This window comes from Glutamicibacter sp. GQ173, from assembly GCF_059759215.1.
The window spans coordinates 547,153-568,221 of sequence record NZ_JCAXDT010000001.1; the positions used below are offsets into that span (position 1 = coordinate 547,153).

The window sequence follows — 21,069 nt, forward strand, 5'->3', positions numbered from 1 at the left end:
AAGACACGAAGAATTACCTCATTCGTTGGGGATGGGCCTTGGCCGTCCCCAAAGAAACGACGTATAGGCTGCACAGTCAGATACAAGTCACGCTCACCAAGCGCTCCCCTATGACATAAAGACCCGCACACACTTTGCGGAAAATACAACACGAGAAGGCTCCGGCCTCAAAAATTGGGCTGGATGCGAGAGGGATACCCTGATGTTCGCGAACACTTAACACTAACGTGTAACCCCTGTAATTGTCAGTGCTCAGCCCGTGTGAGATCGGGCACCGCGACAAAGCACGTAGTGTTATAGGTGTGAAAAATCCTCTATTGGCGCGACGCCCGGACGAGCCCGTCCCCGGTGGCCTGCTCATCGCCCAGGTGCTCTGGTTCCTTGCCGGAGTGCTGTTCCTTGGCTTTGGAGGCTTCCTGATTTATGAGCACAGCGACACGGCATCGCTGAACTTTGGCGCCGTTGCCTTGGCTTTGTTTTTTGCCGTGGCAGGCTGTGCCTGCGCAGTGCTCGGATACCGGCTATTCATCGGCGAGCGCTCTGCCCGCGCCAATTTGACCTGGCTCGGCGTGATCACGGCCCTGCCGCTGCTTCTGCGTTTCGGACGCTATTCCCTGCTCGCTGCCATCATCATGTTCAGCGTGGCCTTGATGTGGACACCCAGCAGCAATCGCTACTTCAAGATTGTCTCGCCCAAGCCGGCAAAAACCCGCCGGTAGCGCCAGCCACCTCACCGCGGAAACGAACAAGTACGCGGGGATCAGTTCTGAACCGAACTGTTCCCCGCGTCCTTGATTTGTGCTGCCTAGAGGTTGGTGAAGGCCTTATCCAGGTCTTCGATGAGATCCGCTGGATCCTCGATGCCCACCGACAGGCGCAGCAGGTTCACTGGTACTGCCAGCTCGGTGCCCTTGACCGAAGCGTGCGTCATTTCCGATGGGTAGTTCATCAGCGACTCGATGCCGCCCAAGGACTCAGCCAGGGTGAACAACCTGGTGCTTTCGGCAATCTTGCGGGCCGCTGCTTCGCCGCCCTTGAACTGAACCGACACCATGCCGCCAAAGCCGCTCATCTGCTTCTTGGCAATCTCGTGGCCCGGGTGGTCCTCGAAGCCCGGGTACAGGACGCGCTCAACTTCGCTGCGCTCGCGCAGCCACTGGGCAACCTGTGCGGCGTTCTCCGAGTGGGCGCGCATGCGCACACCTAGGGTCTTCAGGCCGCGCGTGGTCAGGAAGGCATCCATGGGTCCGGAGACGGCGCCGACGGCGAACTGGATGAATCCAATCTTTTCTGCCAGCGCGGCGTCCTTGACGATAACTGCACCGCCGACAACATCGGAGTGCCCGCCGATGTACTTGGTGGTTGAATGCACCACGATGTCCGCGCCCAATGTCAGCGGCTGCTGCAGGAAGGGGCTGGCGAAGGTATTGTCAACGACCAGCAAGGCACCGGCAGCATGGGCCACTTCGGCGACCTTGGCGATGTCGGTGATGGTCATCATCGGGTTCGATGGGGTCTCTACCCACACCAGCTTGGCCTTGTTCTTTTCAATGGCTGCAGCCAAAGCCGCTTCATCGGCCATATTCACCGGCGTATTGCCGATGCCCCAGTCACCGAGCACGCGGTCGATGAGCCGGAAGGTTCCGCCGTAGGCGTCATTGCCAAGAACAATGTGGTCACCCGGGCGCAAGATGGCACGGATCAGCGAGTCTTCCGCCGCTAGTCCCGAGCTGAAGGAGAAGGCATGCGTGCCAAACTCGGCGCCAGCCAGCTGTGTCTGCAAGGCGTCACGGGTCGGGTTGCCGCCACGGCCGTATTCGTAGCCGCTGCGCAGGTTGCCAATGCCGTCCTGTGCGTAGGTCGAAGAGAAATGCAGTGGTGGTACGACGGCACCGGTGCGCGGCTCGAATTCCTGTCCGGCGTGGACGAAGCGAGTGTTGGAGCCCTGAATGTTTTCGGTCATCGATATCAGTCCTTTAGTGAATTCTTTAGCGGGTCGAGTAGGCCAGCAGGTCCGCTGCGGTGGCGGCGGCAATAACTTCGCCGGCCTTGGTCACCAGTACGGCCGGGTGGGCCTGGAGCAGTTCCTGGGCATTGTCGAGGGTGTCGGCCACACCGATCAGCGGCATGGGCAGGCTGCCCAGTTCCTTGATGGTGCTCGTGCCCTCGGCCCCCGAGAGCAATGCTTCGGTCAGGGTGCCAGCACCAATGACTCCGCGCACCTCGCCGATACGGGCAGGCAAGGCAGCGGCCGAGACGACCAGCGCGTCGGCACCCTGTTCGCGCAAGGCCATGGCAGCTTCAAGCAGCGTGGCATCTTCGCTAATAGTCTCTGGGCCCTGCTTGGATAGTGCCGAGCCGATGAAGTCCAAGGCGGAGTAGTCATCGGTGGTGAAGCCCTGCTGCAGCATCCAGCTGTCGTTGAAGATCTTGGCGAGGTAGCCGCGTCCACCATCCGGTGCTATCACGACGACAACATCATCTTCGCCCAGATTGCGGGCTGCGCGCAGGGCGGCGACGACTGCCATTCCCGAAGACCCGCCAAGCAGCAGCCCTTCTTCTTTCGCCAATCGACGAGTCATCTCGAAAGCTTCAGCATCGGTGACTGCCTCGACTTCGTCGGGCACCGATGGGTCGTAGTTCCCCGGCCACATGTCTTCGCCAACGCCCTCGACAAAGTAGGGGCGTCCGGTTCCGCCTGAATAGACCGAGCCGTCCGGGTCGGCTGCGATGATCTTGACTGGGCCTGAAGCGCGGTCGGCCGAAATCTGCTTCAGGTAGCGCCCGGTGCCGGTAATGGTGCCGCCGGTTCCGGCGCTGATCACCGCGTGGGTGACTTTTCCATCGGTGTCATTCCAAATTTCTGGACCAGTGGTTTCAAAGTGGCTGTCTGGAGCACCGGGGTTGGAGAACTGGTCTGGCTTGTATGCGCCCTCGATTTCGGTCACCAGCCGGTCAGAGACACCGTAGTAGGACTCTGGTGAATCTGGTGCGACGGCGGTTGGGGTGACCACAACTTGGGCTCCGTAGGCGCGCAGCACGTCGCGCTTTTCTTCGCCAACTTTGTCCGGGGTGACAAAGATTGTCTTGTAGCCCTTGAGCTGGCCCACCATGGCCAAGCCAACGCCGGTGTTGCCACTGGTTGGTTCCACAATGGTTCCGCCTGGCTTGAGCTGGCCGCGCTCTTCAGCGCGTTCAACCATCTTCAACGCGATGCGGTCTTTGATGGAACCGCCTGGGTTCAAGTATTCAAGTTTGACCAATACCGTGGCTTTGACGCCATCGGCAACGCGGTTGAGCTTCACCAGCGGGGTATTGCCGATCAGATCTAAAACTGTGGACGCATACTTCATGTCAAGAACTTTACCGGCGCCCGTCATACATGTCGTTCCGAAACGTAGCGAAACGTCATGCAGTGGACGCGGTCTTTTCATCAGTGTTATCAGCCCAGGGTTGTTTTCCTGTCTGGGTCACGCTATATGATGCGAAATATGCAGAAATCTTGGAGCGCCAGCTTCTCCCCCGGACGGCCGGTGTCTCTGGTTAAGTCCTTGGGAATACTGCGTCGCGGTCAAGGCGACCCAACGATCCGGATTTCTGAATCCGAAGCCTGGCTGGCATTTTCCACGCCCGAAGGCCCAGCGACCCTGCACATTTCCAAGCCACTGCGCCTGGGGCCGGCCGAGTTCCGTGCTTGGGGGCCCGGTGGCGAATGGGCAGTTCATAGTGCACCAAACCTGCTCGGCGCCGGGGACGACTGGAGCGAGTTTGACGACCTGCTCCACAGGGGACTTTTTCCAGAAATTGTCGTCCGCTCGCGAGCCGAGCACCCGGATCTTGTGCTGCCCGCGACCGGCAGGATCTTCGAGCATGCCATCGGGGCCATTCTGGAACAGCGAGTCACCGGAATTGAAGCGAACTACGCCTGGCGTTGGCTTATCAGGCATCATGGACAACCAGCGCCTGGCCCGGTCCCGGTCGGCTTGAGAATTTTTCCCTCGGCGCAGGAGCTTGCTCCGCTTCGCCGCTGGGATTGGCAGATTGCCCGTGTTGAAGGCAAGCGTGCTGAGGCCATCCGGAATTTTGTTCAGGCATCCGGTGCCCTGAATTGGTGGGCCGACAAGCCCTTGGATCAGCCAAAGCCGACGGCGAAAACGCCGGGAACACTTGAATCGGCTCTAGGATCAGTGCCTGGAATTGGGCCTTGGACGATTGCCGAAACGCTGCAGCGTTCTCATGGCTCAACCGACCACATATCCGTGGGAGATTTCCATTTGGCCGATTTCGTGGGACAAGTCCTGACCGGACGTCGAATCACTGATCAGCAGATGCTGGAGCTCATGGCTCCCTTTGCCCCGCACCGGCAGCGGGTCGTCCGGCTTTTGGGACTTTCCGGCGAGAGAAAACAAAGCTTCGGGCCCCGCTACGCTCCGCTGGATCACCGGCAGAGGTAGGGCCCGAAGCCCACAAACAGTCTTAGGAGTTGGCCTGGGCGGCTTCCTCGGCGATCTGCTTGTGTACTTCACTCATATCAATGCCCTTGACCGCGGTCACCAAATCTTCAAGCTGCGGCTGGTTCAACGCACCGGCCTGCGAGAAAACGAGAACCTGCTCGCGGAACGCCATGATGGTAGGAATCGAGGTCACGTTGGCTGCACGTGCCAGTCCCTGCTCGGCTTCGGTATCCACCTTGGCAAAAACAACATCAGTGAACTTTTCCGAGGTCTGATCATAAACCGGAGCGAACTGCTTGCACGGTCCACACCAATCAGCCCAGAAGTCCACGAGGACGATGTCGTTGTCTTCAATCAACTTCGCGAAGTCATCTTCGCTTACATTTCTAGTTGCCATGCCTATACGGTAGCCGAATTTCAGATGAAATACGTAGAAAGGTGATCTTCATTGAGAGCGGGAATAGATCCGGATCACAATGAAACTTTATCGGGGAAGCAAAAAAACTCCCGGATCAAGGATCCGGGAGTTATTTGTGGCAGATACTGGATTCGAACCAGTGAAGGCGTTGCCAGCTGATTTACAGTCAGCCCCCTTTGGCCACTCGGGTAATCTGCCGAGATTGCTCTTTCAAGAACATTTGTTCTTGTCGGAACGAGAAATAACTCTACAGGAGATTTTCGACGAAGTGAAATCGAGGGGGCTATTTTCCCTGTAAGCCTGATCACAGCCCGATTTCAAGGCATAAAACCGGTAGGCTATGTAGCGAATAAGACCCGTTACAGCTAGGAGCATTCACATGGCTAGTGATTCCACATTCGACGTCGTCAGCAAGGTAGACAGCCAGGAAGTCGCTAACGCGATGAACCAGGCCCAGAAGGAAATTGTCCAGCGCTACGACTTCAAGGGCGTCGGCGCCGAGGTTGATTTCAGTGGCGAGAAGATCTTGATGAAGGCCAACTCGGAAGAGCGCGTCAATGCGGTCCTCGACGTTTTCCAGACCAAGCTGGTCAAGCGCGGCATCTCGCTGAAGTCCTTGGACGCTGGAGAGCCTTACGCATCCGGCAAGGAATACCGCATCGAGGCCAGCATCAAGGAAGGCATCGCACAGGATGTCGCCAAGAAGATCAACAAGTTGATCCGCGATGAAGCTCCCAAGGGCGTCAAGTCCACCATCCAGGGCGATGAGCTGCGCGTCTCCTCCAAGTCCCGCGATGACCTGCAGGCCACCATGGCCCTGCTGCGCGACTTCGATGAAGCAGACTTGCAGTTCGTGAACTTCCGCTAGGAACAGCACCGGCACCCTGTGTGCCAACAACATTGGAGGCGGCTTCCCACCGAAGTGGGAAGCCGCCTCCAATGTTGCTTTAAGGGCTCCTAGTACCCGCGTCCGCCAGCCATGGCCTCGAGACGGGCAATGCGCTGATCCATTGGCGGGTGCGTGGAGAACATCTGCTTCAGGCGCGAACCGAAGGGATTAGCGATCATCAGGTGGGAGCTGTTAACCAGCTTCTGGTCGCCGGCAGCCAAAGGCGCCTGGGAAATGCCCGATTCGAGCTTGCGCAACGCGCTGGCCAGGGCCAGCGGATCATTGGTCAGCTTGGCGCCATCCTCGTCTGCATCGTACTCACGAGTGCGGCTCACGGCCATCTGGATGATGGACGCGGCCAATGGAGCCAGCAGGGACAAGGCAATCAGCGCAATCGGATTGACGTTGCGGTTCTCGTTGCTACCGCCACCGCCGAAGAACATCAGGAACTGGGCGATGGAGGTGATGACACCCGCGACGGCGGCGGCTACCGAAGAGGTGAGGATGTCGCGGTTATACACGTGCATCAGCTCGTGGCCCAGCACCCCGCGCAATTCGCGTTCGTTGAGCAACTGCAAAATTCCCTCGGTGCAGCACACCGCGGCGTTCTGCGGATTGCGACCGGTGGCAAAGGCGTTGGGAGAGGAAGTTGGCGAGATGTACAAGCGCGGCATTGGCTGCTGGGCGTTCATCGACAGCTCCCGCACAATGCGGTACATCATCGGGTTCTCGGCTTCGCTCACCGGGTAGGCGTGCATGGAGCGCAAAGCGAGCTTGTCGCTATTCCAGTAGCCATAAGCAGTGGTTCCCAGGCCGATAAGCGCGAAAATCCAAATGAACATCGACCGGCCGGTTCCGGCAGAAATGAGCGAACCGATAGCCAAGAGCAGGGCGAACATTCCGCCAAGCAGCAATGCTGTTTTCAGTCCGTTGTTATGTCCATGCAACTTGACGCACTCCCCTAAATGACAAAGACCAAGATGGTACTTCCTAGTCTAGTCAACGGATGGATGGCACGGTCAGTTCCAGCAATTGCAGCTTCCGCCCAGGAGTGTGAGGCACCGCACTGGCTTCGAAACCCAGGTTTCGCTCAGCGGGGAATATTACTGTACCTGCGGCGTTGTAGTTTATTAGTTGCAAGGTGCAATTTTTTGTCGCCGCACTCCGACTGCTCCTGAATCACATTAGCTCGAAAGCGTACATCCTGAATGTCATCAAGCACCACCGCTCCCGTCCGTTCTGAACACAGCTATGGTCTGATCCAAGGCACATCTGCCTACCTCATTTGGGGCTTGCTGCCGGCTTACTTCCTGTTGCTTCCGCAAATCTCTGCCGTTGAGTTCGTCGCAGTACGAGTTCTCTTTTCATTGGTCTTCTGCTTCATACTGCTCGCGGCCACGTCGCAGATCCGCCAGTTTGCAGCGATGTTCCGCGATACCAAAACCATGGGCCAGCTGGCTTTGGCCAGCATCTTGATCGCCGCCAACTGGGTGCTCTACGCGTTGGCGGTATTGACCGGACACGTGCTTGAAGCATCACTGGGCTACTTCATCAACCCGATTGTCGCGATCCTGCTTGGCGTGCTGGTGCTCAAGGAGAAGCTGCGCCCGCTGCAGTGGGCCGCGGTTGCCCTGGCCACCGTCGCCGTGATTGTCCTGACCGTGGGCTTGGGACGGGTGCCATGGATTTCCCTGGGTCTTGCGTTCTCCTTCGGCTTCTATGGACTGGTCAAGAACAAGGTGGGATCCAAGGGCAGCGCTCTTGGCGCGCTGACCATCGAAACCCTGTGGCTGACCCCGTTGGCCATCATCTACGTGATCTGGCTGTCCCAGACTTCCGGATCGACCCTGCTGAACAGCAACTGGGCCGGAATCCTGCTGCTGGCCTCAAGCGGAATCATCACTGCTGTCCCGCTCCTGCTTTTTGGCGGTGCTGCCCGCCGCCTGCCGTTGAGCACGGTGGGGTCTCTGCAGTTCATCGCTCCCCTGCTCCAGTTCATTCTTGGTGTCCTGGTCTTCGGAGAACACATGCCCTTCGAACGCTGGATGGGCTTCGTCCTGGTGTGGATTGCGGTGATCTTCGTCCTGGTCGATATGCTTCGTGCTCCCAAGGCAGGGCGCCTGCCAGAACCCAAGAAGATCGGCTAGCTGCCGCAAGCACTGGGGCGGTTAACAAATAATGCTCCGGTTTCTCCCGCAGATGCGGGAGAAACCGGAGCATTATTTATTGTGCCCGGAACCCGGGGACTAGGAAGCCAACTTGCGGATTGCCGACTCCAGCACGTCAAGTGCGTCGTTGAGCAGCTCATCGCCGATGACCAGCGGTGGCAGCAGGCGAACGACGTTGCCGTAGGTGCCGCAGGTCAGGATGACAACACCCTGGGCCAGGCACTCGGCAGCAATTGCCTTGGTCAGATCGGCGTCTGGCTCCTTGCCGCCAGCCTTGACGAATTCAAGGGCGATCATGGCACCGCGGCCACGAACTTCACCGATGGCTGGGAACGCGGACTGCAAAGCGGTGAAGCGGGCGAAGAACTTCTCTTCGATTTCGCGGGCACGAGCTGGCAGGTCCTGCTCTTCCATGAACTTGATGGTCTCAAGAGCTGCGGCTACGGCTACCGGGTTGCCACCGTAGGTGCCGCCCAGGCCTCCGCCGTGGACCGAGTCCAGCAGGTCGGCACGGCCAACGATGCCCGACAGCGGCATGCCGCCGGCAATGCCCTTGGCAACGGTGATGATATCTGGTTCGATCTGCTCGATGTCCGAAGCGAACCATGCACCCGAACGGGCGAAGCCGGCCTGGACTTCATCGGCGATGAAGACGATGCCGTTTTCCTTGGCCCACTCGGCAACGCGTGGCAGGAAGCCGGTGGCAGGGACGATGAAGCCGCCCTCGCCCTGGATTGGCTCGATGATGATCGCAGCGATCTGGTCGCCGCCGATCTGCTTCTCCATGGCCAGGATGGCGCGCTCAGCAGCTTCCTTGCCGGAGATGTTCGGGTTCTCTTCGCGGAATGGGTAGCTCATTGGCATGCGGTAGATCTCCGGTGCCAGTGGGCCGAAGCCGCGCTTGTATGGTGCTGCCTTGGCAGTCAGGCCCATGGTGAGGTTGGTGCGGCCGTGGTAGGCGTGGTCGAAGGCGACAACTGCCTGGCGGCCGGTGGCGATGCGAGCTACCTTGATGGCGTTCTCCACCGCTTCGGAACCGGAGTTGAAGAAGACCGCGCGCTTCTCGAAATCACCGGGGGTGATCGCGGCCAGCTTCTCAGCCAGGGCGACGTAGTTCTCGTACGGGGCAACCATGAAGCAGGTGTGGGTGAAGTGCTGTGCCTGCTCGGCGACAGCTTTGGCCACGGCTGGGTTGGAAGCACCCACGGTGGTCACAGCAATGCCCGAGCCAAGGTCGATCAGCTGATTGCCGTCGACATCGACGATGATGCCACCGTCAACATCTGCTGCGTAGACTGGCAGGCTGGAAGCTACACCGGCAGCAACTGCCTTGGCGCGGCGTGCGGCGAGTTCTTCCGACTTGGGGCCGGGGAATGGCCCGTTGATCTTGCGCTTCTGTTCAATGCGGTAGCTAACGTCCACCTGCTTGTCCTTTCACTATGGTTTTACGAGCGCGTGGCTCGACGTGTTCTTACAAGAAGAATATTCTTCACGGCCCGTTGCCACTACCAGACTTGGCACAAATACCTCTGGGATCAGTAGTGCATCTGCACAGAAAAATACCTCCTCGCGCCAAGCGAGGCTCGGCGCAAGGAGGTATCGGTTGCTGCTGGATGTCCCTACAGGCTGTTATTGCCCGCAGTTCCAGCAGTTTCAATGACGTCGTCATCGTCCTTTTCAGGATGACGCGAAAGGTTGATCAATGCGAGGGCGAGGCCGCCCCAGATGGTCAGCATGGAAATGATCATGAAGACAATGGCTATGCCGGTCATGGCTAGTATTCCTTTCCGGCTGGTTCGGGAATTTCTTCGGCTTCAACGTTCTGCTGATGCACTTTGAACTCCGGGTCATTGGCCTTCGAGTTCTTGCTCCATGGAATCAAGGAGAGCACCAGGGCGCCGACGATCAGCAGGCCGGCCATGCCCCAGCCGAAGACTGCGTTGAACCACAACGGGTATCCGGAGTACGACTCACTGATCTTGGATTGGACTTCGTTGATCAGCATGTAGCCAAGGGCCGCTGGGCCGATGCCGCCAACAAGGACCTTCCAAGCGGTGCCCAGCTTGATGGAGCTGTGGCGGTTCATGTGCTTGGCCAGCTTTGGCAGCATGCCAAGGCCTGCCCCGAAGACGATGACCAGCACCAGTGCGCAGGCCAGGATGCCGAACTGGTTCACGAAGGCGTCCATGGTATCCAGCAGGTACAGGCCCGTGGTGGTTGGGAACAAGATCAGCGAGATGATCGCCACCGGGACAACAACGACCAAGGTGGCCGGGGTGCGCTTCCAACCCAGCTTGTCCTGGAAGGCCGCCACGATCACTTCGAGAATCGAGATCAGGGAGGTCAGGCCGGCGAAGACCAGCGAGCCGAAGAACAGCACGCCAATCAGCCCACCCAGAGGCGCCTGCGAGACGATGGTCGGGAAGGCAATGAAGGCCAGGCCGATGCCGCTGGTGGCCACCTCGTCAACGCTGGAGCCGGCGTTGTGCGCCATGAAGCCCAGGGCAGCGAAGACGCCGATACCGGCTAGCAGTTCAAAACTGGAGTTGGCGAACGCTACGACGTAGCCCGAACCGGTCAGATCGCTCTTGCGCTTCATGTAGGACGAGTAGGTCACCATGATGCCGAAGGCCACGGACAGCGAGAAGAAGATATGGCCGAAGGCGGCAGCCCAGACTGCAGGATTCTGCAGCGCTTCGAAGTCAGGGGTGAAGAAGGAGTTCAGGCCGTCAATTGCGCCAGGAAGGAATACGGACTGGACAACAAGGATCAAGAACATCACGATCAGCAATGGCATGAAAATGCCATTGGCACGGGAGATGCCCTTGTTAACTCCGGCCACCATGATCACGATGGCTACAAGCCACACGATCAGCATCGGCGTGAAAATATTGCCGACGAAGTCAAAGGAGACGTTGACGTTGTCCGAGACTTTCAGGAAGTCCTGCATGAAGAAGCCGGAAGCTCCCTCTGCGTTTTTCTCCCAGGCCTTGGTGATGGAGAACCAGCAATACATGGCGGCCCAGGCGATGATGGCTGCGTAGTAGATGGCGATAATGAAGCAGATCAGCACCTGCCACCAGCCGAGCATTTCGGTTTTCCGGTTGGCCCGCCGGTAGGCCAGCGGAGCCGAGCCGCGGTAGCGGTGGCCGATCGAGTAGTCGAGGAACAGCAGCGGAATACCTGCGCAGAGGATAGCTACGAGGTACGGGATCAGGAATGCACCGCCGCCGTTCTCGTAGGCGACGTACGGGAAACGCCAAATATTTCCCAGTCCAACGGCCGAACCAACCGCAGAAAGAATGAAGAGCTTTCGTGAACTGAAAGTCTCACGCTTTTCGGATGCGAGTGGAGCGCCCTGTTTTGAAGATGGAGAGCTCATGTGTCTAAGCTACTGCAAAAAGTTCACATTCTGGTCAATTTTCGGTAACGCGTGTCCATTATTTGAGCAATTTGCTGAAATGGGAACCTTCCGCAGGCCAACTAGAATGGTTCCATGGCAATTAGTTTACGCGGACTGCTGGAGCATGACGAGCTCGATCTCCGCCCGATGACCGAACATACCCATCGCGACGACATGGTCATCACCTGGTCAGCCATCACCGAGCTGCTGGACCCGTCCAAGTTCCTCACCGGCCGCGAAATCGTCTTGACCACCGGGGTGCGCCAGAAAACCAAAGCCGCGCAACGGGAATTTGTGCGCGTTCTTGCCGCCAATGATGCGGTGGCCCTGGGATTCGGCACCGGCCTGGAACATGCCTCCGTGCCTGAAGCCACCATCGTCGCGGCCCGCGAAGTCGGATTGCCTGTCTTCGAAGTCCCCTACCAGGTTCCCTTTGCGGCCATTACCCGGCTCATCGCTGAAGCCATGAATGCCGAGCATCTCAAGCGCGTGGAGAACTTGCTCAAATCGCACCAGAAGCTGGCCCGTTCCCTGCTCTCCTCCGACCTCGATAGCATGCTCGATGAACTGGCCCGCATGCTCGGGACGGACGTGGCGTTAAGTCTTCACGGCGAGGTGATCAGCGGTGATCATGATCCTGAACGCACTTGGCACGAACTGCCCGTGGCCACGGGCTTGCGTGATAAATGCATCCTGCATCTGGCCGAACCCTATATCCATGATCCGGTCGTGGATTATGCCCAGTCCCTGATCGGCCTGGAGATGGCCAACAAATCGCGGCTGCGCGCCTCGCAGCGCCAGGCCAATGGCCAGGTGCTCGCAGACTTGGCTGCTGGCACCCTGGTCGGGGCCGACGCCGCCGGGCGCCTTGGCGCCTTGGGCCTGAATCCGCAGCGCGAGCACTCGGTCATCCTGGTGCAGGCCTCCACTCAGGCCGAGCGCTTGCAGACCTTGCCCCTGCCCGCGGACCTTTCCTCCCAGGTTTCAGCGATGATGGAAGGCCGCTTGGCGGTGATCGTTGCGCACAGCAAGGTCCAGCTGTCCATCAAGCATCTCGATGAGTATCTTCAGGCCGCCGGGATCTCGGCCCGGGTTGGATATGGCGGCCGCTACTCGAATACCACCGGTATCCGCTGGAGCTATTTCGAAGCGCTCGAATCCCTGCGCCACGGCGAGCGCATCAACGTCCCCACCAAGCTCTCGCTCACTTCCCTGCTCCTGGCCGCCAGGGATGTGCCGCTGCAAGACCTTGCCGCAGAAGCACTCGGGCCGCTGCAGGACTTTGATTCCACCCATGATTCAGATCTCCTGCTGACGCTGCGCGAGTACCTGAACCGCGATGGCTCGGTAGGCGCCGTAGCCGAAGCGCTGGGCCTGCACCGCAATACCGTGCGCTACCGCATGCAGCAGATTTCGGAGCTCTCGGGCTACGACCCGAATGTGACAAGCGACCGAGTCCAGCTGTGGATCGCGTTGAGCGCACTTGAGCTTGGCTAATCTCGAATAGGATTAACCCATGGCTGACATGTTTCTAGAGAAGTTCCGTTCCTTGGTCCCCAAATATTTGGATGACCAGTGGAATGAAGCCGACGGGCTCAACGGTGAAGAACTGCGTGATGCCCTAGCCCAGTCCAAGGTTTCCATTCCCTTTGTGCTCGAGGAGTTCTACCTGGCGCTGGGCAACAATGAAGATTTCATGGAGGCCTACCACTACTTCTTCGACCCCGAGGAATTGGAAATCGAAGACGGCCACCTGTTGTTCCTGGAAGACGAAGAAGAAAAGTTCGTCTGGGCCTTCAAGGCCTCGCAGCTGGATGTTCCCGATCCCATCGTTTACCGCCGCAACAACGCCAAGGGCACATGGACCAGCGAAGAAGGCACGTTCAGCGAATTCACGCTGGACATGTTCGCATGGGTCTTTGACGAATTGGCAGCCGAACTGGAGGACTAGTGCTCCACCGTTCCCATCAGCCGGCCGAGTACCAGTGCCCTTTCTGCGAACTGGTGCAGGATCTGCCATTCAGCCAGGACAATCTTTGCGCGCCTACCGATCTGATCTATCAGACCGGCTTGGTGGCGGCGATCATGGCCTGTGATGGGTTCGGAAACTATGGCGGGCATGCCATGATCATTCCCACCCGGCATTTGGAAGCGCTCTACGATCTGGATGATGCCACCGGCACGGCCATCATGAAGGAAACCAAGCGCGTGGCATTGGCCATGAAGCTGGCGTGGGATCCGGAAGGCACCAGCACCCGGCAGCACAATGAGCCCGCGGGAAACCAGCATGTCTGGCATTACCACCAGCACGTATTTCCCCGCTATCACGATGACCAGCTGTATCAGCAGCTGCGCCATCGGGTCTCGGTAGAGGAACGGGCGATGAAGGCGCAGCAGCTGCGCCGGGCGCTCTTTTCCCCGGATCACCCTGAACCGCTTCAAGCTTCGGAAGTACTCCGTTGACGAGATGATTCGGCTGGTTAAACACCGCAGCGCATGAAGACCGTGATCTTCATGCGCTGCGGTGTTTTCAGTCTTTCGATTCCTGCTCAGGCGTCGCGGGTCACCACGGCGTCGGCGAAGGAAATCAAGGCCTGCTTCACGGTGCCTTCCGGCAACGGAGCCAGCGATTGGATCGCGTCATCGGCCCACTGGCGGGCGGCCTTCCATGCATCGTGCAGTACCGAGTGCGCGCGAACGGCTTCAACGGCCTTGGCCAGTGCTTCATCGGTGGAAAGGTCGGCATCCACCAGGGCCACGGCCTGCGCGGCTTGCTCATCGCCGGCTGCGGCGGCCTGGCGCAACAGCAGGATCGGCAAGGTCGGGACGCCTTCACGCAGATCAGTGCCCGGGGTCTTGCCCGAGTCGGCCTTCTCGGAGGCCAGGTCAATGACATCGTCAGCTACCTGGAAGGCAACGCCCACCTTTTCACCGTACTCGCGCAGTACCTCGATGAACTCCGGCGCTCCGCCAAAGCGCGCGCCAAAGGCTCCGGAGGTGGAAAGCAGCGAGGCGGTCTTGTCGCTGATGACCTGCAGGTGGTGCTCGATCTCATCGTCGCCTTCACGCGGCCCGATTGATTCGTGCAGCTGGCCCAGGCACAGGCGCTCGAAGGTGCGCGACTGCCACATCACCGCTTCAGGGCCAAGGTCGGCGCCGAAGACCGAAGCCCGGGCAAAGATGAGGTCCCCCGCCAGAATGGCAACGGAGTTGCCCCAGACCTCGTGGGCAGTGGGAGCACCGCGGCGCAGCGGAGCAGAGTCCATCACGTCGTCGTGGTACAGGGTTGCCAAGTGGGTCAGTTCCACGACGGCCGCGGCCTTGATCACTTCATCGGTCACGCCGTGGCCGAGCAGGGAGGTGAGCAACACCAAGAGCGGGCGCACCCGCTTCCCGCCGGCTTCGACCAGGTGCCGGCTGGAGGCATCGATCAACGGGTCGGAATTGGCCAGCGCATCGCGCAGCAGCTTCTCGACCTTGGCCATGCCGATGGAAATCGCCGGCCCGAAGTCCGGGTCCTCGGCAAGCATCGCAAAGCCCGAGGGAAGATTAATAGCCGCAGCTAATGCAGCGGTTTCAGGATTCAGCTCAATCGAGTCCGACACTTCATGTCCGGCTGCGGTCCAGTTGCTCTTCGAATCAGTCACTGTTCTACGGCTTACTTATCTTTCATCGGGGTGGCCATCGCGGTATGCGAAGACTTCGGCGCCTGCAATATGCAGACAAACATCTCTTCACTCTAGCCGATGCTGTCCACCACTGGATGCTGGCACGGTGCAACGCGCACGTGCATGCTGGCCAGCGACCTAGCAGTTCGTTCTAGAGTTTACCGGCTCAGGCCAGCAGTTATCACCAGACCCGCCATAACTCACAGTCGTGACTGGGGACACCTGCACGGCATTTTCCCCGGCACCGCGCGGTAGGCTTAGCCTTATCATGTCTGCAGATTCGCCCGTTCTCAGCGCCAGCGCCCATCAGCTGTCGGCTCCTAGTCTCACCAGCATCACCTTTGAATATGTCGATGCTCCGCAAACGCTGCTTGGCGACTCATTGCGTCACCGAAGCCTGGTTTGGACCCGCAATGGTCATGGCCTGGTCGGTTTTGGCACCGCTGCCCGATTGCATACCCATGGCGAGGAACGATTCGCACGGGCCCGGGCATGGTTTGCGCAGGTCATCGAGAACGCCCGGATCATCGACCCGCTGAATCGCCCGGGCACTGGCCTGGTCAGCTTCGGCTCCTTCGCGTTCTCCTTCACCAGCGTTTTCGAATCCCGCATGATCATTCCCCAGCTGGTCATTGGCCGCGATGAGCAGACCGCATGGATCACGCTCACCGGCACCGCCGAGGAACTCGATGGCGTCACCTACGAACAGGCCTTGGCTCGCGCATCGGACTTGATGGCCGATGCCGCCATTCCAGGGGCAACTGCCGGCAGCATCAAGCTGACCAGCGGGCAGTTGACCGCCGGTTCCTATGTCGAGGCCGTCAAAAAGGCCCTGCGGCATTTTGACGAGCGCGGCATTTCCAAGCTGGTGCTGGCCCGGGACGTGCTTGCCCACAGCAGCACGCCGATCGATCTGTCCAAGGTCGTCCATGCCTTGACCGAGCGCTACGGCAATTGCTGGACCTACAGCGTTGACGGCCTGGTCGGGGCAACTCCCGAGATGCTGGTGCGGGTCACCGATGGCTTGGCCGAGGCGCGCGTATTGGCCGGAACCCTGGACCGCGCAGCGGCCGGGGCCGATGACCCGGGCTTTGCCCAGCAGCGCCTTTTCGAGGACCCGAAGCAGCGCAATGAGCACCAGCTGGCTATTGACTCGTTGACCCATTCGCTGAATCCTATTTCGCACGGCATGAGCGCACCGGAAGAGCCATTCATTTTGCAGTTGCCCAATGTGTGGCATTTGGCCAGTGATGTACGGGCCCAATTGCGTGCGGATGCGACCGGCGCGTTGCCGTCGGCCCTGGATGTTGCCGAAATCTTCCATCCAACCGCGGCGGTGTGCGGAACCCCGACGAAAAAGGCCGGGGTGCTCCTGCGTGAATTGGAAGGCATGGATCGCGGCCCCTACGCCGGTCCCGTGGGCTGGGTTGATAGCCGTGGCGATGGGGAATTCGGCATCGCCTTGCGCGGCGGAATCCTGGAAGACGAGAAGCTCATGCGCCTGTACGCCGGGTGCGGTATCGTTCCCGGCTCAGTTCCGGAAGATGAGTTGGCCGAGTCATGGGCGAAAATGCGCCCTATGCGCCAGGCCCTGGGCGCCGAATAGCTCAACTGCCAATGTGGCCAGCATGGACGATCTTTCCGATATTCCGAAGCATAAGTTCTCCTTACTCTCGATAGCAGTTGTGTGAAGTGCGTCTCGTGCTGGTGCTGTCGCGGTTATGATTGTGGCATCGCAGTGATCCACTCGCAATGACCCGAAAGTAGGTTTTGATCCTATGCGTAACCCCAAGAAAAAATTCGCAGCCGCCGTCGCACTCAGCTCCGTAGCACTTCTAGCCATGACCGCCTGCGGTTCCGATAGCGGCTCCAGCTCGGAGTCCGAAGGCGCATCCTTCCCGATCAACGAGGGCAAGCTGACCATTTGCTCGGATATCCCCTACGAGCCATTTGAATTCGTCAAAGACGGCAAAAATGTCGGATTCGACATGGATGTCGCGGCGGAAATCGCCAAGGATGCCAAGCTGGAACTCAATGTCATCGACGCCAGCTTCGACTCCATCGAATCCGGCCTGTTCAGCACCCAGTGCGACATCGCCATCTCCTCGATCTCCATCACCGACGCACGCAAGGAGAAGATGGACTTCTCCACCCCTTACATGGATGACGACCTGGTCCTGATCGCCAAGAACGGCTCGGGCATCACCGACCTGGAAACCGCCAAGGACAAGAAGGTTGGCGTCCAGCAGGCTACCACCGGTGAAAAGTACGGCAAGGAACAAGGGCTGAATAACATCGTCGGCTACGAGGATGCCGGATTGCAGACCCAGGCACTGCTGGCAAACCAGGTTGATGCCGTATTGGGCAACCAGTCGGTTCTTGGCTACGCGGTAAAGGACAAGCCTGATTACAAGGCTGTCGCCAACTTCAAGACCGGCGAGCAGCTCGGTGTTGCCGTCCCGAAGGACAAGGCAGACACCCTGGAATTGGTCAATGGAACGCTCAAGCGCTTGACCGATGCAGGCACCATGGAAGAACTGACCGTGAAGTGGTTCGGCGAAAAGTAAGTCTCCGCTGAACACGGATTGATCTACCGGGCGGGGGTTCGCGACGCCATGCATGCCGCTGGGCATAGTTGCCGCCCGAGCCCCCGCTACCTTTACGAGAGGTACAAAACCAATGGCAATGACTACTAGTCAGCGCGCCCGCACAAGCAAAATCATTCAGATTGTGCTCTTCTTTGCCATCATCATCGCCCTGGTGGCAATCGTTGACTGGGAAAAAGCGTCTTACGCTTTCTTCTCCTTCGACAAGCTCGGCCCGATGTTCCCAGGCATGATTCTGGTCGGCCTGAAGAATACGATCTTCTATACCATCATTTCCTTTGCTTTCGGCTTGGTGCTGGGTCTACTCCTGGCCCTGATGAAAATGGCGTCTTTCGCGCCGTACCGGTGGTTTGCCACCGCATTCATCGAATTCTTCCGAGGCATCCCCGCAATCCTGGTGCTCTTGGCATTCGGATTTGGCTTGCCTCAAGCTTTCGGAACGACGTGGCCGCAGCCAGTGAACGTGATGTTCGCCTTGGGACTGGTTTCCGCGGCCTACATCGCTGAAACCCTGCGCGCCGGTTTGCAGGCCGTTCCGAAGGGGCAAACGGAAGCTGCTCGTTCCCTGGGCATGCCAGCATGGCGCGCCATGGTCACCATCGTCATCCCGCAGGCTTTCAAGATCGTCCTGCCGCCGATGACCAATGAAATCATCTTGCTGACCAAGGACACTTCCTTGGCCTTCATCCTCGGCGCGGCCGCCGCCCAGTACGAGATGACCAAATTCGGCCGCGATGGCATTTCCCAGCTGGATGCAGGCATCACCCCGCTGGTTGTGGCGGGCCTGTTCTACCTGGTGATCACCATCCCGCTGAGCCTGGTAGCCCGCAAATTCGAATCCCGCGCGGCGAAGACCAAGCGATAGTTAGGACTTGAGAATGTCGACTGACACTAATCAACTTTCGGTTCACGCCGCTGGCGTGGAGATCACCGGACTGCGCAAATCCTACGGCAATAACGAGGTGCTCAAGGGCATCGATCTGAACGTCAAGCCCGGCGAAGTAGTTTGCCTCATCGGTCCCTCGGGCTCAGGCAAGTCCACCCTGCTGCGCTGTGTGAATCTGCTGGAAAAGCCCAATGGGGGAACCATCACGGTCGGCGGCTTTGAGGTCACCGACCCGGAGGTGAATCTGGATAAGATGCGCCAACAAGTGGGCATGGTCTTCCAGCAGTTCAACCTCTTCCCGCACCTGACGGTGCTGGAGAACTGCACGGTTTCCCCGATTAAGGTGCTCAAGCGCAAAAAGGCCGACGCGGAGAAAGTCGCGCTGGGACACTTGGCGCGAGTGGGACTAGGCGATTTCGGAGATCGCTACCCTGATCAGCTTTCCGGCGGCCAGCAGCAGCGTGTGGCCATCGCCCGCGCTCTGTCCATGGAACCAACCCTGATGCTCTTCGACGAGCCCACCAGCGCGTTGGATCCTGAAACCGTCGGCGAGGTACTGGCCATCATGAAGAATCTGGCCAAGGCCGGCATGACCATGCTGGTGGTAACCCACGAGATGGCATTCGCCAAGGAAGTGGCGGACAGGGTGTTCTTCATGGACGGTGGCGTCGTGGTGGAAGAAGGCAAGGCAGCAGATGTCATTGGCAATCCGCAGCAGCCAAGGACCCAGGACTTCCTGCGCCGCGTCTTGGATCCGACCCACGTCGATATCTAGGCAAAGTTAATACGAATCATCCCTTGCACCGGGTTCCGTCAGGTCCTCGCTGCAAGGGATGAGTTGTTTCTGCAGTCAATCAAAGGGTTACGATCCAGGCCAGGACAGCTGCCCGATCCTGTGATTGAGCTCCTGGCTATCTGCCCGCAGGTGATCCCTCGACGCGGGTACCTCGATCAAGCGCAATCTGGATCCCCCGGTTTGCTCCAGCAGGTTTTTCAGCACAGCTTTTGTCGTGGCGCGTTCATACTGCCACCCATAGGCCTTGGCCAGTGACTGGATATCAAACTGCTGCGGTGTGGCAAACAGGCGCTCCACGGCGTCGACATAACGCCCGGAGCCATCAACTGCTCCGTGCTCCAATGTGGAGAAGATGGCGCCGCCGGCGTCGTTGTACACCACCACATCCAGTTGCGGCTGCGGCTCCCCTGGAGTCCACGACAGCGAGCTGGCGTCATGGGCGAAGGTAATGTCGCCCATGACTGCCACGGTCCGCCGCCCGCTTCCAACGGCCAGCCCCAGCGCGGTGGAGATTGTTCCGTCGATGCCGGCCAAACCTCGATTGGCATACACGGTAGTCTCATCAGCGGCACCCGGGCGGGCAGCCAGGTCGAAATCGCGAACGATATTCGAGGAGCCCAGCAGGAGCACTTCGGGTTGGCCTTCCCAGATCGCTTCGGCAACGTCAAGTCCGTTGATAGCGCCGTCGCGCTTCAAATCGCCTCGGAGGCCCCGGGCCCGGGCATCAAGTTCTTGCCAGTCCGCCAGCCAACTGCTTGGTGCGGATCCTGCGAATTCCTGAAGCTCATTCCACTGGCTGATAGGGGTTTCGCGGCGGCGGCCAGCCTCGTACCACGCCACGGGCGCAGGCTGCCAGATGGCGGATTGGATCTTCGGATCGGCTAAGAGCTTTGCAACAGGGCGGCTGAGGGTTGGCCGGCCGAAGAGCACTACTCGTTCAATGCGTTGCGCGCCGACAGCGATCAGCGGACGGTAGTGGGTGATGGCATGAGCCGAGAACCGGGCATTGGAGGACGGCTCGGCAAACAGCGGAAGGCCCAATTCCTGGGCGAACGCCTGCGCGGTGGCCCCCGCCCCGTGTCCAGCCACTACGACGGTTCGCCGGATGGGCAGGCCTGCGGCCGGCGCTGGCGCGGCCGCGGATAGCTCGTCGCCGGCAGCAGGCCAGGGGCCTGGCTGGATCCGGGTCCAGTACTGGTGCCCGATGCTCTCATTGTCTGCCGGAATGAGCGGATCCCGGAATTGCAGGTTCAGTTGGACCGGGCCAGGGGGAAGCAGCCCTGTGCCCTGCAACGCTTCCAGCGCTTGTTCAACGCAGGCGCCGGCCGGGTGACCGGCAGGCACGTTGAGAGCCACGCGCACGTGGTCGCCGAAAAGCTCCTTTTGCTTTGTGCTCTGGCTGGCGCCGGTGCCGTGCAATTCATCCGGGCGGTCTGCCGAAAGAACCAGCAGTGGCGTGGAAGTGTGGTTGGCTTCCATCACCGCCGGAAGCATCTGGCCGATGGCCGTGCCGCTGGTGGCTGCAAGGGCTACAGGCGTTGCGGTGCTTTGCGCCAGACCCAGGGCCATAAAGGCTGCCGAACGTTCATCGATTCGCACATGGACCCTGAGCAGCCCCGCAAATTCAGCTTCCGCCGCGGCATAGGCCAGTGGCGCACTGCGCGAGCCGGGAGAAATGACCAGGTGACGGATACCCGCTTGAATCAGAGTGCCGAGCACCGCACGAGCCGTGGTGATGGCCAATTGCTGATCTGGTTGCTGCAATCCCACGCGGTGTGGCT

At 59.5% G+C, this 21,069-nt stretch carries 20 protein-coding genes and 1 tRNA gene; 11 read left to right on the forward strand and 10 right to left on the reverse strand.

The features are described from left to right. Window positions 1-302: 302 nt before the first annotated feature. Entirely contained in the window at window positions 303-719 is a 417-nt protein-coding gene (locus tag AC6CHO_RS02590) for a hypothetical protein (protein WP_146275769.1), read from the forward strand. Between the two features lie 86 nt (window positions 720-805). On the opposite strand, the gene AC6CHO_RS02595 is transcribed toward AC6CHO_RS02590, so the two are convergent. Together AC6CHO_RS02595 and AC6CHO_RS02600 are read right to left on the reverse strand one after the other, a co-directional pair. Further along, the gene (locus AC6CHO_RS02595; protein ID WP_498213507.1) at window positions 806-1,963 is read right to left on the reverse strand and encodes a cystathionine gamma-synthase; all 1,158 of its coding nucleotides are present in this window, start codon (window positions 1,961-1,963) and stop codon (window positions 806-808) included. A 25-nt stretch (window positions 1,964-1,988) separates the two neighbouring features. Further along, window positions 1,989-3,353 carry a cystathionine beta-synthase gene (locus AC6CHO_RS02600; RefSeq protein ID WP_498213508.1) on the reverse strand — a complete coding sequence of 455 codons (1,365 nt, stop codon included), beginning with the start codon at window positions 3,351-3,353 and terminating at the stop codon, window positions 1,989-1,991. A 138-nt stretch (window positions 3,354-3,491) separates the two neighbouring features. On the opposite strand from AC6CHO_RS02600, the gene AC6CHO_RS02605 reads away from it, so the two are divergent. Beyond that, window positions 3,492-4,454 (forward strand): DNA-3-methyladenine glycosylase family protein, encoded by a 963-nt coding sequence (locus tag AC6CHO_RS02605; protein WP_498213509.1) that lies wholly within the window; start codon window positions 3,492-3,494, stop codon window positions 4,452-4,454. 22 nt (window positions 4,455-4,476) lie between these two features. Here AC6CHO_RS02605 and trxA read toward each other — a convergent pair whose 3' ends face one another. Then, a complete protein-coding gene (trxA, locus tag AC6CHO_RS02610) occupies window positions 4,477-4,851 on the reverse strand; it encodes a thioredoxin (RefSeq protein WP_060702270.1) in 375 nt (124 codons plus the stop codon). Window positions 4,852-4,988: 137 nt separating this feature from the next. Then, window positions 4,989-5,070, reverse strand: a tRNA-Tyr gene (locus AC6CHO_RS02615). A gap of 181 nt (window positions 5,071-5,251) precedes the next feature. Between AC6CHO_RS02615 and AC6CHO_RS02620 the strand changes: the two genes are divergently transcribed. Then, the gene (locus AC6CHO_RS02620) at window positions 5,252-5,740 is read left to right on the forward strand and encodes a YajQ family cyclic di-GMP-binding protein (RefSeq protein ID WP_444662636.1); all 489 of its coding nucleotides are present in this window, start codon (window positions 5,252-5,254) and stop codon (window positions 5,738-5,740) included. Between the two features lie 89 nt (window positions 5,741-5,829). Here AC6CHO_RS02620 and htpX read toward each other — a convergent pair whose 3' ends face one another. Then, window positions 5,830-6,708 carry a zinc metalloprotease HtpX gene (gene htpX / locus AC6CHO_RS02625; RefSeq protein ID WP_498213511.1) on the reverse strand — a complete coding sequence of 293 codons (879 nt, stop codon included), beginning with the start codon at window positions 6,706-6,708 and terminating at the stop codon, window positions 5,830-5,832. A 261-nt stretch (window positions 6,709-6,969) separates the two neighbouring features. Between htpX and rarD the strand changes: the two genes are divergently transcribed. Next, window positions 6,970-7,908, forward strand: a complete 939-nt coding sequence (gene rarD, locus AC6CHO_RS02630; RefSeq protein WP_444662634.1) for an EamA family transporter RarD — start codon at window positions 6,970-6,972, stop codon at window positions 7,906-7,908. Window positions 7,909-8,007: 99 nt separating this feature from the next. Here rarD and gabT read toward each other — a convergent pair whose 3' ends face one another. The 3 genes from gabT to AC6CHO_RS02645 form a co-directional block, all read right to left on the reverse strand. Beyond that, complete coding sequence (gene gabT, locus AC6CHO_RS02635) at window positions 8,008-9,351, reverse strand: 4-aminobutyrate--2-oxoglutarate transaminase (protein ID WP_060702288.1); 1,344 nt, start codon at window positions 9,349-9,351, stop codon at window positions 8,008-8,010. Between the two features lie 197 nt (window positions 9,352-9,548). Then, complete coding sequence (locus AC6CHO_RS02640; RefSeq protein ID WP_498213512.1) at window positions 9,549-9,701, reverse strand: methionine/alanine import family NSS transporter small subunit; 153 nt, start codon at window positions 9,699-9,701, stop codon at window positions 9,549-9,551. Window positions 9,702-9,703: 2 nt separating this feature from the next. Further along, window positions 9,704-11,311, reverse strand: a complete 1,608-nt coding sequence (locus AC6CHO_RS02645; protein ID WP_498213513.1) for a sodium-dependent transporter — start codon at window positions 11,309-11,311, stop codon at window positions 9,704-9,706. Window positions 11,312-11,425: 114 nt separating this feature from the next. On the opposite strand from AC6CHO_RS02645, the gene AC6CHO_RS02650 reads away from it, so the two are divergent. The 3 genes from AC6CHO_RS02650 to AC6CHO_RS02660 are packed head-to-tail and all read left to right on the forward strand — an operon-like array spanning window position 11,426 to window position 13,795. After that, window positions 11,426-12,829 (forward strand): PucR family transcriptional regulator, encoded by a 1,404-nt coding sequence (locus AC6CHO_RS02650; RefSeq protein ID WP_498213514.1) that lies wholly within the window; start codon window positions 11,426-11,428, stop codon window positions 12,827-12,829. Between the two features lie 19 nt (window positions 12,830-12,848). Next, the gene (locus AC6CHO_RS02655; RefSeq protein WP_060702291.1) at window positions 12,849-13,283 is read left to right on the forward strand and encodes a hypothetical protein; all 435 of its coding nucleotides are present in this window, start codon (window positions 12,849-12,851) and stop codon (window positions 13,281-13,283) included. Beyond that, window positions 13,283-13,795 (forward strand): HIT family protein, encoded by a 513-nt coding sequence (locus tag AC6CHO_RS02660; protein ID WP_498213515.1) that lies wholly within the window; start codon window positions 13,283-13,285, stop codon window positions 13,793-13,795. Before AC6CHO_RS02655 ends, AC6CHO_RS02660 begins: the two co-directional genes overlap by 1 nt. 86 nt (window positions 13,796-13,881) lie before the next feature. Here AC6CHO_RS02660 and AC6CHO_RS02665 read toward each other — a convergent pair whose 3' ends face one another. After that, entirely contained in the window at window positions 13,882-14,979 is a 1,098-nt protein-coding gene (locus AC6CHO_RS02665) for a polyprenyl synthetase family protein (RefSeq protein WP_060702293.1), read from the reverse strand. Window positions 14,980-15,268: 289 nt separating this feature from the next. Between AC6CHO_RS02665 and AC6CHO_RS02670 the strand changes: the two genes are divergently transcribed. The 4 genes from AC6CHO_RS02670 to AC6CHO_RS02685 all read left to right on the forward strand — a co-directional run bounded on the left by AC6CHO_RS02670 (window position 15,269) and on the right by AC6CHO_RS02685 (window position 19,267). Continuing rightward, on the forward strand, window positions 15,269-16,606 hold the full coding sequence (locus AC6CHO_RS02670) for an isochorismate synthase (protein WP_498213516.1): 1,338 nt from the start codon (window positions 15,269-15,271) through the stop codon (window positions 16,604-16,606). Between the two features lie 172 nt (window positions 16,607-16,778). Then, complete coding sequence (locus AC6CHO_RS02675) at window positions 16,779-17,567, forward strand: ABC transporter substrate-binding protein (RefSeq protein ID WP_498213517.1); 789 nt, start codon at window positions 16,779-16,781, stop codon at window positions 17,565-17,567. Window positions 17,568-17,679: 112 nt separating this feature from the next. Next, entirely contained in the window at window positions 17,680-18,471 is a 792-nt protein-coding gene (locus AC6CHO_RS02680) for an amino acid ABC transporter permease (RefSeq protein ID WP_498213518.1), read from the forward strand. Window positions 18,472-18,484: 13 nt separating this feature from the next. Next, window positions 18,485-19,267 carry an amino acid ABC transporter ATP-binding protein gene (locus tag AC6CHO_RS02685; protein WP_498213519.1) on the forward strand — a complete coding sequence of 261 codons (783 nt, stop codon included), beginning with the start codon at window positions 18,485-18,487 and terminating at the stop codon, window positions 19,265-19,267. 87 nt (window positions 19,268-19,354) lie between these two features. Here AC6CHO_RS02685 and menD read toward each other — a convergent pair whose 3' ends face one another. After that, a complete protein-coding gene (gene menD / locus AC6CHO_RS02690; protein WP_498213520.1) occupies window positions 19,355-21,058 on the reverse strand; it encodes a 2-succinyl-5-enolpyruvyl-6-hydroxy-3-cyclohexene-1-carboxylic-acid synthase in 1,704 nt (567 codons plus the stop codon). Window positions 21,059-21,069 lie beyond the last annotated feature (11 nt).